This is a genomic window from Rudaea sp. (genome assembly GCF_047601565.1).
Lineage (GTDB): Bacteria > Pseudomonadota > Gammaproteobacteria > Xanthomonadales > Rhodanobacteraceae > Rudaea.
The window spans coordinates 4,021,455-4,035,607 of sequence record NZ_JASGIY010000001.1 but is presented as its reverse complement, the minus strand read 5'-3'; the positions used below and the strand labels follow the sequence as shown (position 1 = coordinate 4,035,607).

At 65.9% G+C, this 14,153-nt stretch carries 11 protein-coding genes; 5 read left to right on the top strand and 6 right to left on the bottom strand.

What is annotated here, in order from left to right:
- Positions 1 to 40: 40 nt before the first annotated feature.
- Positions 41 to 1,534, bottom strand: coding sequence for a GH1 family beta-glucosidase (locus tag QM741_RS18010; RefSeq protein WP_415209004.1), 1,494 nt, complete (start codon positions 1,532 to 1,534; stop codon positions 41 to 43).
- 308 nt (positions 1,535 to 1,842) lie between these two features.
- Between QM741_RS18010 and QM741_RS18005 the strand changes: the two genes are divergently transcribed.
- The 3 genes from QM741_RS18005 to QM741_RS17995 all read left to right on the top strand — a co-directional run bounded on the left by QM741_RS18005 (position 1,843) and on the right by QM741_RS17995 (position 5,635).
- On the top strand, positions 1,843 to 3,141 hold the full coding sequence (locus QM741_RS18005) for a hypothetical protein (RefSeq protein WP_415209003.1): 1,299 nt from the start codon (positions 1,843 to 1,845) through the stop codon (positions 3,139 to 3,141).
- A gap of 140 nt (positions 3,142 to 3,281) precedes the next feature.
- Entirely contained in the window at positions 3,282 to 4,331 is a 1,050-nt protein-coding gene (locus tag QM741_RS18000) for a LacI family DNA-binding transcriptional regulator (protein ID WP_415209002.1), read from the top strand.
- A gap of 98 nt (positions 4,332 to 4,429) precedes the next feature.
- On the top strand, positions 4,430 to 5,635 hold the full coding sequence (locus QM741_RS17995; RefSeq protein ID WP_415209001.1) for an MFS transporter: 1,206 nt from the start codon (positions 4,430 to 4,432) through the stop codon (positions 5,633 to 5,635).
- Between the two features lie 81 nt (positions 5,636 to 5,716).
- Here QM741_RS17995 and acnA read toward each other — a convergent pair whose 3' ends face one another.
- The 4 genes from acnA to QM741_RS17975 form a co-directional block, all read right to left on the bottom strand.
- The gene (gene acnA, locus QM741_RS17990; protein WP_415209000.1) at positions 5,717 to 8,461 is read right to left on the bottom strand and encodes an aconitate hydratase AcnA; all 2,745 of its coding nucleotides are present in this window, start codon (positions 8,459 to 8,461) and stop codon (positions 5,717 to 5,719) included.
- 136 nt (positions 8,462 to 8,597) lie between these two features.
- Positions 8,598 to 9,221, bottom strand: a complete 624-nt coding sequence (gene hflD / locus QM741_RS17985) for a high frequency lysogenization protein HflD (RefSeq protein ID WP_415208999.1) — start codon at positions 9,219 to 9,221, stop codon at positions 8,598 to 8,600.
- Positions 9,218 to 10,360, bottom strand: a complete 1,143-nt coding sequence (gene mnmA, locus QM741_RS17980) for a tRNA 2-thiouridine(34) synthase MnmA (RefSeq protein ID WP_415208998.1) — start codon at positions 10,358 to 10,360, stop codon at positions 9,218 to 9,220. Before mnmA ends, hflD begins: the two co-directional genes overlap by 4 nt.
- 56 nt (positions 10,361 to 10,416) lie before the next feature.
- On the bottom strand, positions 10,417 to 10,908 hold the full coding sequence (locus tag QM741_RS17975) for an NUDIX hydrolase (RefSeq protein WP_415208997.1): 492 nt from the start codon (positions 10,906 to 10,908) through the stop codon (positions 10,417 to 10,419).
- Between the two features lie 156 nt (positions 10,909 to 11,064).
- On the opposite strand from QM741_RS17975, the gene clpS reads away from it, so the two are divergent.
- Together clpS and clpA are read left to right on the top strand one after the other, a co-directional pair.
- Positions 11,065 to 11,391 carry an ATP-dependent Clp protease adapter ClpS gene (gene clpS / locus QM741_RS17970; RefSeq protein WP_415208996.1) on the top strand — a complete coding sequence of 109 codons (327 nt, stop codon included), beginning with the start codon at positions 11,065 to 11,067 and terminating at the stop codon, positions 11,389 to 11,391.
- Between the two features lie 107 nt (positions 11,392 to 11,498).
- On the top strand, positions 11,499 to 13,769 hold the full coding sequence (clpA, locus tag QM741_RS17965; RefSeq protein ID WP_415208995.1) for an ATP-dependent Clp protease ATP-binding subunit ClpA: 2,271 nt from the start codon (positions 11,499 to 11,501) through the stop codon (positions 13,767 to 13,769).
- Positions 13,770 to 13,850: 81 nt separating this feature from the next.
- Here the strand turns inward: clpA and infA are convergent, their stop codons facing one another.
- The gene (gene infA, locus QM741_RS17960; protein WP_018974609.1) at positions 13,851 to 14,069 is read right to left on the bottom strand and encodes a translation initiation factor IF-1; all 219 of its coding nucleotides are present in this window, start codon (positions 14,067 to 14,069) and stop codon (positions 13,851 to 13,853) included.
- Between the last annotated feature and the right edge of the window lie 84 nt (positions 14,070 to 14,153).

Below are 14,153 nucleotides of genomic sequence, written 5' to 3'. Positions count from 1 at the left end.
TACGCTTTGTTTCCGACTTCTTGTGTGTTTCGTTTGAACCTCAAACCACTTTGTTCGACGCGATGACCCTGGCGTACCACGCCGCGGAATCTTTGATCGTGCGTTTCTGTCCGTTCTTGAAATCGACGTAGACCAGTCCGAAGCGCTGGGTGTAACCCTCGCTCCACTCGAAGTTGTCGAGCAGGCTCCAATGGTGATAGGCGCGCACCGGCGCGCCGTCGCGGATCGCGCGCGAGAGTTCGAGCAAGTGCGCGCGCGTGTAGGCGATGCGTTTGTCGTCGTGGATCATTCCGTCCGCCCCGGGGCCGACGTTGTAAGCCGCGCCGTTCTCGGCGATCTCGATCGGAATATGGCCGGTGTGGGCGGCCATGCTCAGGATGATGTCGTGGAACCCTTTCGGATAGATTTTCCAGTCGAAATCGGTGTGGCCCGGCGCCATCGTCGCAGGCAGATCCTCCGCCTTGGCATTCAGGCCGGGTACGCCGTTGCCCGCCGGGTCGTGGCGCACGAAACACGACGAGTAGTAATTGAGGCCGAGGAAATCCAGCGCGGCGCGCACGAGGGTTTCGTCGCCCTCGCGCAGCCCGAGCAGTTCGCTCTGGCGCTCGCGCGGCAGCACGCCATCGGGATAGCGCCCCGTCAGCGCGGGCGTGGTGAACCAGAGGTTGTGGAACTTGTACAAACGCTCGGCCGCGGCCTTGTCCTCGGCGGACGGCGTCGCCGCCAGCATCGGATCGACCGTGACCACGACGCCCACTTCGCTGTTCGGCCGGCTGGCCTTGATCGCGCGGAAGGCCATGCCCTGGGCCAGATTCACCGTGTGCGTGGCGCGCAAAAAAGCCGGCGCATCCTTGCGTCCGGGAGCATGGATGCCGCGCAGATAACCCAGTTCGGTAAAAATGTTCGGCTCGTTGAAGATGGTCCATTGGCCGATGCGGTCGCCGAGCGCGTCGACGACGATCTTCGCGTAGTCGGTCAACCGCTGCGCGGTATCGCGGTTCGGCCAGCCGCCGGCGTCTTCGAGCGGCTGCGGCAAGTCCCAGTGATACAGCGTCGGGAACGGACGCATGCCGGCTTCGAGCACGGCATCGGTGAAGCGCTTGTAGAAATCCAGCCCTTTCGGATTGACTGCGCCGCGGCCGTCGGGTTGCACGCGCGGCCAGGCGATCGAAAAGCGGAAGCTGCGCAGACCCAGTTTTCCGGCGAGTTCGATGTCCTCGCGGTAGCGGTGGTAGCTGTCGCAGGCGACGTCGCCGGTGCCGCCGTCCTTGATCTTGCCGGGTGTGTGCGCGTAGCGGTCCCAGATCGACTCGCCGCGGCCGTCGAGGTTCCACGCCCCTTCCACCTGGTAGGCGGCCGTGGCCGAACCCCAGAGAAAGCCCGCGGGAAATTCACCTGCGCGCAGGCCGGACGGATGGCGTGCGGCGGTCGCGGTCGCGCCGTCCGCGGCGGCGAAACCGCGCGACGCGACGGGGCCGAACGCGGCGGCCAGCGCCAGATCGGCCGCGGAACGGATCAGGGCCCGGCGGCTCATCATAGGGTTGCTCCGCAGCGGCGGCCGCGCACGCGACTTTGCGTTTCCGGCGGATGCGTTCGATTCGCGTGCGGCGATGCGGCGGCGCAGCCGCAGCTTGCCTGCGTTGCAGACGATGTGATCATTGTTTCTCCCTCGGCCGCGTCGGGGCGGCGGTTCTTTCTTGTGGCGCGTAGTCAACTCTCAAATACCAGCGCTGTCAATACCAGCGCTGTCAATTTGCCGGCGAATCCTGCGACAATGGCCCGCCGCGGCCGCCGTCTTCACCGGACGAGCGGCAGTTCCCCTCGAGGAAAACGAAAACCATGATGCGATTCGGTTTTGTATTGGCGTGCCTTGCTCTGTTGGTCGCGAGCGATGTCTGCGCGCGCGCGGTCGAAACGCATGCGCGGCGCGAAGGCGATCGCTGGGTGCTGTTGCGCGACGGCGCGCCGTATTTCGTGAAGGGCGTCGGCGGCAACGGCGATCTCGACTTGGCTGCGCGCATCGGCGCGAATTCCGTCCGCACTTGGGACACCCGGGACGCCGGACGCATTCTCGACGAGGCGCAGAAGCGCGGCATGACCGTTCTGCTCGGCCTGCATCTCACGCCGGAACGCATTGGCTTCGATTACGGAGATGCCGCGGCCGTGCGCAAGCAGGCCGATGCGCTCAAGGCGGAAATCGACAAATACAAGGATCATCCCGCGCTGCTGGCGTGGGGCATCGGCAACGAACTCGATTTGAAATCGCACGATCCGCGGGTCTGGGACGCGGTCGAAACGTTGGCGAAATACATCCACGCGACCGATCCCCATCATCCGGCGATGACGGTCACCGCGGGTCTGCGCAAGGATGTCGTGCGGCGGATTCGTGCGCGCGCACCGAGCATCGATATCCTCGGCGTCAACGAATACGGCGCGATCGGCGACACGCGCCGCCAGCTCGACGCCTACGGCTGGCGCGGCCCGTATCTGATCACCGAATGGGGCATGGACGGCTATTGGGAAGTTCCCAAGACGCCTTGGGGCGCGGCGATCGAGCAGACCAGCACGGAAAAACGGCGCGCGTTCGCCGCGCGTTATGCGCGGGCGATTGCGGCAATGCGCGATCGTTGTCTGGGCTCTTATGCGTTCCTGTGGGGCTGGAAGCAGGAATACACCGCGACCTGGTTCGGCCTGTTCCTGCGCGACGGCACGCCGACCGAGCCGATCGATGCGCTCGAAGCGGCCTTCACCGGCCACGCCCCGAACCGCCTCGCGCCGCAATTGCTCGACTTGCGCCTCGACGGCAAGGGCGCGCGCGACAACATTCGCCTGGCGCCCGGCGCACGCTACGCGGCCGAGGCGAATGCGCGCAGCGCCGAGGCGGCGTCGGACGCCGCGCCTGCGCTCGTCTACGAATGGGAACTGACGCCGGAAAGTCCGGACAAGAAAATCGGCGGCGATGCCGAACAGGCGCCGCCTGCGCTGCCGGGTCTGATCGGTGCGGCGAACGGAAGACGCATCGAATTGACTGCGCCGGCCGAGCCTGGAGCGTACCGGCTGTTCGTCGTGGTGCGTCAGAACGGCAAGGCCGCCTACGCCAACGTGCCGTTCGAGGTGAGCGCTGCGGCGCGGAAAAAATAGCGCGCGGATGACGAGATGGATTCGTGCGGCTGTTTGCGCGCCTGCCCGACGTCGCGAACGCTACGTTCGTGCCCGTCATGTGCCAGAAGAAAAGCACTCGGATAGAATGCCGCGTCAAGCTCGATCAGGTCAGAGAATTCATGCCCGCCAGAATCGAAGATGTCGCTGCGCACTCCGGCGTTTCGATCAAGACCGTGTCGCGCGTCATCAACGGTCATCCGAACGTTCGCGAAAAATTGCGTGTGCGCGTCGAAGCCTCGATCAAGGCGCTCCATTACGTGCCGAATCCTTCGGCGCGCAGTCTGGCCGGCAATCGATCCCATCTCGTCGGTCTGCTCTACGACAATCCGTTGGCCGGATCGAGCTACATCATGGAATTGATCGTCGGCGTATTGCAGGCCTGCGAATCCACTGCGTACAACCCGGTGCTGCACCCCTTCGATTCGAAAGACGATCTCATCGCCGCGGTCGACGGATTCATCGCGCAGAACCGGCCCGACGCGCTGGTGCTGGTCCCGCCGCACGCCAACAACGTCGAATTGTTGCGGCGTCTGGACCAACTGGACGTGCGCTACGCGACGATCTCCTCGAAGCTGGGCGAGACGCGCATCGATGTCGGCTTCGACGAGCGCCGTGCCGCAGCCGACATCGTCGAGCACCTGCTTGCGCTCGGCCATCGGCGCATCGGTCACATCGCCGGACTCAAGGGCCACGGCGCGCACGCATGGCGGCTGGCCGGATACCGCGATGCCCTGCGCGACGGCGGCATCGAGTACGACAAGGCCCTGGTGACGGGGGGCGATTTCACCTTCGCTTCCGGCGTCGCCGGGGGGCGCCAACTGCTCGATCTGCCCGATCCGCCGACGGCGATCTTCGCCGCGAACGACGAGATGGCCTGCGGGGTGATACGGGTTGCGCACGAGCGCAAGCTGCGCGTGCCGCGCGAGCTGTCGGTCTGCGGCTTCGACGGCATCCACGCATCGCTTCTGGTATCGCCGGAGCTGGCGACGGTGCAACAGCCTTGCCGCGAGATGGCGCGCAGCGCGGTCGAACTGGTGTTGCGCGCGATTCGCGAGCCGTCCTTGCGCAAGCATCTGCGCATTCCTTATCGGCTGCATCTGCGCGAATCCACTGCGCAGCCGGGACGTGTCGCGCGCTCCCGCAACGTTTCGTCACCAAAGAAACGCTAACGACAGGCTTGCGAACACAACGACGATGCGCGGGCAGACGCAGTCAACGTGGCGGGACCGCCGGCGGATTGCCTAGGATGCAGCCGCCCGCAGTCCGCATGAACCGACGCTTCGTCGCTGCCTACACGATGGCGTACGCAGGCTTGTGGGCGGCGTTGCTGCCGCCCATTCTGCTGGGCTTGCAACTGCGCGCTCGCTCGCTCGATCCCGATCATGCCGCAGCCAGTCTGTCCCTGGTCGCGGGCGCCGGAGCGCTGGTGGCGATGCTCGCCAATCCGCTGTTCGGTCGTCTCTCCGATCGAACGACCTCGCGTTTCGGCATGCGTCGTCCATGGCTGATATTGGGTGCGTTGGGCGGCGCGGCCGGACTGGCCGTCGTGGCGTGGGCGCAGTCGATCGGCGCGCTCTTGCTCGGTTGGTGCTTTACTCAGCTTGCCTGCAACGCGCAATTGTCCGCGCTCGCGGCGATACTGTCGGACCAGGTTCCGCCGCAGCGGCGCGGAACCGTTTCCGGCCTCGTAAGTCTCAGCATGCCGGTAGGCTCGATCATGGGCACCAGCTTGGCCCGGTTCTGGGCGGATTCGGTTGCGGGCATGTTTCTCGTTCCGGCACTGGTCGCCATCGTCACGGCGGTGTGGCTCGCCTGGGTGTTGCCGGATCGCGTTCTCCTGCGCGCAAAGACGCCCGCGTTGCGCATTGGCGAATTTTTCATGCTGTGGGTTGCGCCGCTGCGTTGTCCCGATTTCGCATGGGTTTGGGTCAGCCGGTTTCTGTTGATGACCAGCGTCGCCGTGATGATGACGTATCAGGTGTTTTTCCTGCTTCATCAGCACGGACGGCAAGCGGCCGAGATTCCCCAACTGATCCTCGGCATCACCCTGGCGCAATCCGGCGCGGTGGCGATTACCAGCGTTTTGAGCGGGCGTCTGTCCGACGTTTTTCGGCGGCGCAAGATCTTCATATGCGCGGCGGCGTCGATCCACGCGGTCGCGATGTTGACGATCGCATTGGCCGCTACCTATCCGCAGTTTCTCCTGGGCGCGGCGGTTGCCGGAGCCGGAATGGGCGCCTATTTCGCCGTCGATTTCGCGCTGGCGGTCGACGTGCTGCCCAATCGCGAAACCCATGCGGCGGCCAATCTGGGCATATTCAATATCGCGAGCGCCATGCCGCAGTCGATCGCGCCCGCGCTGGGTTCGGCGGTTCTATTCGCCGGCGGGGATTACACGAGCCTGTTTGCGATCGCCGCCGTTTTTTCCGTGGCGAGCGCGCTGACCATAGGGCGGGTGCGCGCGGAACGTTGACGCTTGCAGTTTACGCGGCGCAAAAAACACCCGGCAGCGCACTGCCGGGCGTTTCGTGTCATGGCCGGGAATCGGCCTAAGTTACGCCGCTTTGGGCGGGGAGGCGAGCTGGCGCAGCACGTACGGCAGGATGCCGCCGTGGCGGTAGTACTCGACTTCCTTCGGCGTCAGCAGCAGCACCTTGACCTTGAACTTCTTCTCGCCGGCGCTGCCCTTGGCGACGATCGTGACGTCCTTCGCCGCGCCGTCCTGTAGGCCGGCGATCTCGAACACTTCGTCGCCCTTGAGGCCGAGCGTCTGCGCGTTCTGGCCGTCGACGAACTGCAGCGGCAGGACGCCCATGCCGACCAGATTAGAGCGATGGATGCGCTCGAAGCTCTCCGCGATCACCGCCTTGACGCCGAGCAGCAGCGTGCCCTTGGCCGCCCAGTCGCGCGAGGAGCCGGTGCCGTATTCCTTGCCGGCGAGCACGACGAGCGGGGTGCCCGTTTTCTTGTACTCCATCGCCGCGTCGTAGATCGGCAGCTTGGTGCCGTTGTACAGCGTATTGCCGCCTTCCTCGCCGCCGAGCATCAGGTTCTTGATGCGGATGTTGGCGAACGTGCCGCGCACCATGACGTCGTCGTTGCCGCGGCGCGAGCCATAGGAATTGAAGTCCGCCTTGACCACGCCGTGCGCCTGCAGGAACTGGCCCGCGGGTGAGGTCGCCTTGATGTCGCCGGCCGGCGAGATGTGGTCGGTCGTGATCGAATCGCCGAAGATGCCGAGCACGCGTGCGCCCGAGATGTCGTCGATCTTGCCGACCTGCATGCGCATGCCGTCGAAATAGGGCGGGTTCTTGATGTAGGTCGACTTCTCGTCCCAGCCGTAGCGCTCGCCGACCGGCGCGGCGATCGAGTTCCAGCGCGAGTCGCCCTTGAACACGTCGGCATAGTTCTGCTTGAACAGCTGCGGGCCGAGCGTCGCGGCGATCGTGTCGCCGATTTCCTTGTTGCTCGGCCAGATGTCCTTGAGGTAGACGTCCTTGCCGTCGCCGCCCTTGCCGAGCGGCTGCGTGGTCAGGTCGATGTCGACCGTGCCGGCCAGCGCGTAGGCGACGACGAGCGGCGGCGAGGCGAGATAGTTCATCTTCACTTCGGGATGCACGCGGCCTTCGAAGTTGCGGTTGCCCGACAACACCGAGGCGACGACGAGGTCGCCGTCGCCGATGCCCTTGGAGATTTCTGCGGGCAGCGGGCCCGAGTTGCCGATACACGTGGTGCAGCCGTAGCCGACGACGAAGAAGCCGAGCTTCTCGAGGTCGCCGAGCACGCCGGCTTTCTTGAGGTAGTCGGTGACGACGAGCGAGCCCGGGCCGAGCGAGGTCTTGACCCACGGCTGCGCCTTGAGGCCTTTCTTGACCGCATTGCGCGCGAGCAGGCCGGCGCCGAGCATGACGGCCGGGTTCGAGGTGTTCGTGCACGAGGTGATCGCGGCGATCACGACCGCGCCGTCCTTGAGCTTGAAATCGACGCCGTTGCGCGTGACGTGCTGACCCGGACCGTTGACGCTGGCGTCGTGGCCGACTGCGGTGTCGCCGCCCTCGTTGGCGAAGCGCGCCTCGGCGCCGTTCTTCGGCTTGCGGTTCGCGGCCAGCGCTTTCACCGACTCCATGGCGCTCTTGCCGACGTCCTGCAGCAGCACGCGGTCCTGCGGGCGCTTCGGGCCGGCCAGCGACGGCTTCACGTCGGCGAGACTGAGTTCGAGCGTCGAGGAGAATTCCGCATGCGGCGAATTCGCGTCGTGCCACAGGCCCTGCGCCTTCGCATAGGCTTCGACGAGGCCGACCAGGCTCTCGTCGCGGCCCGACAGGCGCAGATAGTTCAGCGCTTCGGCGTCGATCGGGAAGATGCCGCAGGTTGCGCCGTATTCGGGCGCCATGTTCGCGATCGTCGCGCGGTCGGCGAGCGGCAGGTGTTGCAGGCCGTCGCCGTAGAACTCGACGAACTTGCCGACGACGCCATGCTTGCGCAGCATCTGGGTCACGGTCAGCACAAGGTCGGTCGCAGTCGTGCCTTCGGGGAGCTTGCCCGTGAGCTTGAAGCCGACGACCTGCGGAATCAGCATCGACGAGGGCTGGCCGAGCATCGCCGCCTCGGCCTCGATGCCGCCGACGCCCCAGCCGAGCACGCCGATGCCGTTGATCATCGTCGTGTGCGAATCGGTGCCGAACACGGTGTCGGGAAACGCCCAGGTCGCGCCGTCCTTGTCGGCCGTCGCGACGACGCGCGCAAGGTATTCGAGATTGACCTGGTGGACGATGCCGGTGCGCGGCGGCACGACCTTGAAATTGTTGAACGCCGTCTGGCCCCAGCGCAGGAAGCCGTAGCGCTCCTTGTTGCGGTCGAATTCGATCTTGACGTTGAGGTCGAGCGCGTCGGCCTCGCCGAACACGTCGACCTGCACCGAATGGTCGATCACGAGTTCGGACGGGATCAGCGGGTTGATCCTCGATGCGTCGCCGCCGAGTTTGACGATCGCATCGCGCATCGCGGCCAGGTCGACCACGCACGGCACGCCGGTGAAATCCTGCAGCACCACGCGCGCCGGCATGAAGGCGATTTCGGTATCCGGCTCCTTCTTCGGCTCCCAGTTGGCGACGGCTTCGATTTCCTTCGCGGTGACGTTAATGCCGTCCTCGTGGCGCAACAGGTTCTCGAGCAGGATCTTCATCGAGTACGGCAGGCGCGCGATGTCGAACTTCTGGCCGAGCTTGGCGAGGCTGGCGATCGCGTACTTCTTGCCACCGACCTCGAGCGTGTCGCGGGTGGCGAAGGAATCGGTCATGGGAGAACTCCTGGCGTATCGAGTGAGGGCGGGGAAGTCAGCCTCTTATTATCGCGCAGTCTGCTGCATTGCGGAAGCGACGGCGGCAGGCGGAATCGAGCGGGCGCGTGTGCCGTGGACAGGGCCTGCGGGGAGGTTACGAACCGCTCAGCGTGCATTGCGCGAGCAGGCCGCGCGCCAGCATCGAGTACTGGCGGCGACGGAACAGCAGGCGCCAGCGCGATCCGCCCAGTTGGCGCCAGAGTACGGCCGCGCGGATCGCCGCGAGCAGCAGTGCGCGGATCTGCGCGGCCTGGGCGTCTTGGCGCAGGAACTGTGGATCGCCCTCGACGACGATGCGCGGGGTCAACGTGGAGATCGTATCGACATACAGTTGGGCCAGACGCGCTGTGACGAGCGGGTCGGTCGCCGGGCTGCCGGCGGTCTGTCGCGCGATCGTCTCGATGCCCTCGCGCAGCTTGCCGCGCATGGCCGCACGCGACCGCAGTTTGCCTTCGATGCGCATCACTGCGATGGCGATGCGGGTGACGGCGAGATCGCGCTTGTCGTCGTTGAGTTGTGCGATCAGCGTTTCCAGCCCCGCGCGCAGCTTGCCGATGCCGCCGAACACGTCGGCGGGGCTGTCCGCATCGATCTTGAAGATGCTGGCGAGGCTGGGCTGCATCGCGGTGGCATCGGCGCCGCCACGCGCGGCGATCGCGCGCACGAGCGCGACGGCCTGGAGCAGGCCGGCGAGGGCGATGATGCGTTCTTCTCTCATGCGAGGGGCGGGGAGCGGGGGGCGAGGAGCGAGCGGGGCAATCCTCCGAACGCGGCATCGGTGGCTGCGATGATGCCACCGCCGAGGCATTCTTCGTCGCGGTAGAACACGATCGACTGGCCCGGCGTCACGGCGCGCTGGAAAGTGTCGAATTCCACGTCGCAACCATTTTCGTTCACGCGCACCCGGCAAGATTGGTCGGGCTGACGGTAGCGCGTTTTGGCGGTGCAGGAAAACTCCGTCTGCGGTGCGGTTCCCGCCGTCCAGCTCAGTTCGGCGGCGGTCAGGCGCTGCGACTGCAGCCATTCGTTCTCGCCGCCCTGGGCCACGTAGAGCACGTTGTCCGCAACGTCCTTGCCGACCACGTACCATGCGCCGCCGTCGGCGTCGCGGCGGCCGCCGATGCCCAGGCCGTTGCGCTGGCCCAGCGTGTAGTACATCACGCCGTCGTGCTCGCCGATCGTCTTGCCGTCGGGCGTGCGCATTTCGCCGCGCCGGGCGGGAATGTACCGGCCGAGGAACTCGCGGAAATCGCGTTCGCCGATGAAGCAGATGCCGGTCGAATCCTTCTTGCCGTGCGTCGGCAGCCCGGCCTCGCGCGCCAGGGCGCGCACCTCGGGCTTGGGCAGTTCGCCGACCGGGAACCGCGTCGCCGCGAGTTGTTCCTGCCCGAGCGTGTAGAGGAAATAGCTCTGGTCCTTGTTCGCGTCGCGCCCGCGCAGCAGGCGGTGGCGGCCGTCGACGCAGTCGGTGCGCGCGTAATGGCCGGTCGCGATGCGGTCGGCGCCGAGCGCGCGCGCGTGGTCGAGAAACGTCTTGAACTTGATCTCGCGGTTGCACAGCACGTCGGGATTCGGCGTGCGTCCGGCGCGGTACTCGGACAGGAAATTCTCGAACACCTGGTCCCAGTACTCGGCGGCGAAATTGCGCGTATGGAACGCGATGCCGAGTCTGGCGCAGACGCGCAGCGCGTCCGCGCGGTCGCGATCGGCCTGGCATTCGCCGAAGCGCTCGTCCTCCTCCCAGTTCTGCATGAACAGGCCGGCGATGTCCGCGCCGTCGCGCGCGAGCAGCAACGCGGCGACCGACGAGTCGACGCCGCCGGACATGCCCACGATGATTTGCCGGGATTTCGTCATACGGATCGGTTTGCGAAGACCGTTCGCGCCGAGCGTGGCGACGCAGGCACGAACGGTTACAGGGCGGCTCCTGCCAGCAGCGAGCGCACCGCATCGAGCGGAAAGCGGCGGCCGGCGAGCCAGTCGTCGATATTGCCGAGCACCATCGGGCTGCGGTGGCGTTGCGGTTGCGCGGCGATTTCCTCGCGCGTCAGCCACAGTGCGCGCACGATGCCTTCGTCCAGCGCCCGCTGCGCGTCGTGGCGCCCGGGCCGCGCGGCGAAGGTGAAACGCAGATATTCGGCGCTGCCGTCGGGCGTGTTCCACTGGTACGCGCCGACGAAGCCGGTCAGGGCGACGGTCCAGCCGGTTTCCTCGAGCGTCTCGCGCACGGCGGCGTCGAGCAGGGATTCGTTGCGCTCCAGATGCCCCGCCGGCTGGTTGAGCACGAGCTCGCCGCGGATGCTTTCCTCGACGAGGAGAAAGCGGCCGCCATCCTCCACGACGGTGGCGACGGTGACGCGCGGGCGCCAGACGGCGTCGGCGGAGGCGGCGGAGCGCTCGAACATCGGTGGGCGGGGACTTTGCGGAACGAACGATTCTACCCGAGGTCGCATGAATGCACCGTCATTGAAACGCACCGCAACGGCAGCAGATGGCGTGCGCGCAGGCGCGTTCCCGCACGGCCGGCGTTATACTCGAACGCAAGGCGTACAGGCGCAACGATGGCACAGACCCCGGACAAACTGCACGAACCCCAGCACGGCGCCGTGGTCGAGGAGGCGCGCCCGGAAATCGCGCGACCGCCGCTCTACCAGGTGCTGCTGCTCAACGACGATTTCACGCCTATGGACTTCGTCGTCGTGGTGCTGCAGACGTTCTTCAACATGGATCGCGAGCGAGCCACCCAGGTGATGCTCCACGTGCACACGCGCGGGCGCGGCGTTTGCGGCGTGTTCACGCGCGAAGTCGCCGAAACCAAGGTCACCCAGGTGAACGAATTCTCGCGCACGCACCAGCACCCGCTGTTGTGCACGCTGGAAAAGGCGTAAGTTCTCCCCATATCCCGATCCAGGCAGATTTTCCATCGAAAAGTGCGGTCAGGATGACCGCTTTGTGATTCTCGCGATCAGGGATGAGCGCATAAGCGGAGCCCTCCATGTTCAGCAAGGATCTCGAACTCACCATCGGCCAGTGCTACAAGGACGCGCGCGAGCAGCGCCACGAATTCATGACGGTCGAGCACCTTCTGCTCGCCCTGCTCGAGAATCCGTCGGCCGCCGCGGTGCTGCGCGCGTGCAACGCCGATCTGACCAAGCTCGGCAAGGATCTGAAGTCGATCATCGTCGAAACCGTGCCGGTGCTGCCGAGCGGCGACGAGCGCGACACGCAGCCGACGCTCGGCTTTCAGCGCGTATTGCAGCGCGCGGTCTACCACGTGCAGTCGTCCGGCCGCAAGGAAGTGACCGGCGCCAACGTGCTCGTCGCGATCTTCGGCGAGAAGGACTCGCACGCCGTGTATTTCCTCAACCAGCAGGAAGTCACGCGGCTCGACGTGGTCAACTACATTTCCCACGGCGTGGCCAAGCTCGCGCAGGATCCCTCGCCCGTGCAGACCGAAACCGGCAAGGAAGGCGAGGGTGGCGAGGAGCCGCGCGGCAACCCGCTGACCGAGTTCGCGAGCAACCTCAACGAGCAGGCGCGCGCGGGCAAGATCGACCCGCTGATCGGCCGCATCGAGGAAGTCGAGCGCACGATCCAGGTGCTCTGCCGGCGGCGCAAGAACAACCCGCTCTACGTCGGCGAGGCCGGCGTCGGCAAGACCGCGCTGGCCGAGGGCTTGGCCAAGCGCATCGTCGAGGGCGAGGTGCCCGACGTGCTCAAGACGTGCACGATCTACGCGCTGGACCTCGGCGCGCTCGTCGCCGGCACCAAATACCGCGGCGATTTCGAGAAGCGCCTCAAGGCCGTGCTCGCGCAGCTCAAGAGGGAGCCGAACGCGATCCTGTTCATCGACGAGATCCACACCATCATCGGCGCGGGCTCCGCGTCGGGCGGCACGATGGACGCCTCGAACCTGATCAAGCCCGTGCTCGCCTCGGGCGAACTGCGCTGCATCGGCTCGACCACGTTCCAGGAATACCGCGGCGTGTTCGAGAAGGATCGCGCGCTCGCGCGGCGCTTCCAGAAGATCGACGTCGTCGAGCCGACCGTGGCCGAGAGCGTGGAAATCCTCAAGGGCCTCAGGTCGCGCTTCGAGGAGCACCACAAGATCGAATACACGAACGAGGCGCTCAAGGCCGCGGTCGACCTGTCGGTCAAGCACATCGGCGACCGCCTGCTGCCCGACAAGGCGATCGACGTGATCGACGAGGCCGGCGCGCGCCAGCGCCTGCTGCCCGAGGATCAGCGCAAGGCCGTCGTCGACGTGCCCGAGATCGAGTTCATCGTCGCGCGCATGGCGCGCATTCCGCCGAAACAGGTGTCGACCTCCGACCGCGACGTGCTGCGCAACCTCGAGCGCAACCTCAAGATGGTCGTGTTCGGCCAGGACCAGGCGATCGAGGCGCTCGCCGCGTCGATCAAGATGGCGCGCTCGGGCCTCGGCAACGCGACCAAGCCGATCGGCAACTTCCTGCTCGCCGGCCCGACCGGCGTCGGCAAGACCGAGGTGACGCGCCAGCTTGCGATGCAACTCGGCATCGAGCTGATCCGCTTCGACATGAGCGAGTACATGGAGCCGCATTCGGTGTCGCGCTTGATCGGCGCCCCTCCGGGCTACGTCGGCTTCGACCAGGGCGGCCTGCTGACCGAGCAGATCACCAAGCATCCGCACTGCGTGCTGCTGCTCGACGAGATCGAGAAGGCGCATCCGGACGTCTACAACATCCTGTTGCAGATCATGGACCACGGCAAATTGACCGACACGAACGGGCGCGAGGCGAATTTCCGCAACGTCATCCTCGTGATGACGACGAACGCGGGCGCCGCGCAGGCCGCGCGCCGCTCGATCGGCTTCGTCGAGCAGAGCCATGCGACCGACGCGATGGAAACGATCCGGCGCGCGTTCACGCCGGAGTTCCGCAACCGCCTCGACGCGGTCATCCAGTTCGCTTCGCTCGATTTCGAGCACATCCTGCGCGTGGTCGACAAGTTCCTGATCGAACTCGAAGCGCAGTTGCAGGAGAAGCACGTCGCGTTGACCGTCGATGCCGAGGCGCGCCAGTGGCTGGCCGAACACGGCTTCGACAAGCAGATGGGCGCACGGCCGATGGCGCGCGTGATCCAGGAGAACGTCAAGCGTCCGCTCGCCGACGAGCTGCTGTTCGGCAAGCTGGCCGATGGCGGCAAGGTGTTCCTCGGCGTCAAGGACGGCAAGCTCGACGTGCGCGTCGAGGCGGACGAGAAACAAGCCGCCGTGGTCGAGTGATCGGTATCCCGTGACGCGAAAAAACGGCGCCCTCATGGCGCCGTTCTGCTCTGCGCGGGCGACGCACCCGATCCGAACCGCTCAGCGATGGCGGTAGGTGATGCGGCCCTTGGTCAGGTCGTAGGGCGTCATCTCGACCTTGACCTTGTCGCCGGTCAGGATGCGGATGTAATTCTTGCGCATGCGCCCGGAGATGTGCGCGGTCACGACGTGGCCGTTCTCGAGCTGTACGCGGAACATGGTGTTCGGCAGGGTATCGAGCACCGTGCCTTCCATTTCGATTTGATCGTCTTTTGCCATCGGGAAAAAATTAGGGGCAGGGCGGCATATGCCGCTGAGAACGCGCAATTCTGCCATGTTCGGCGCCGTTTTGCGACTTCAAGC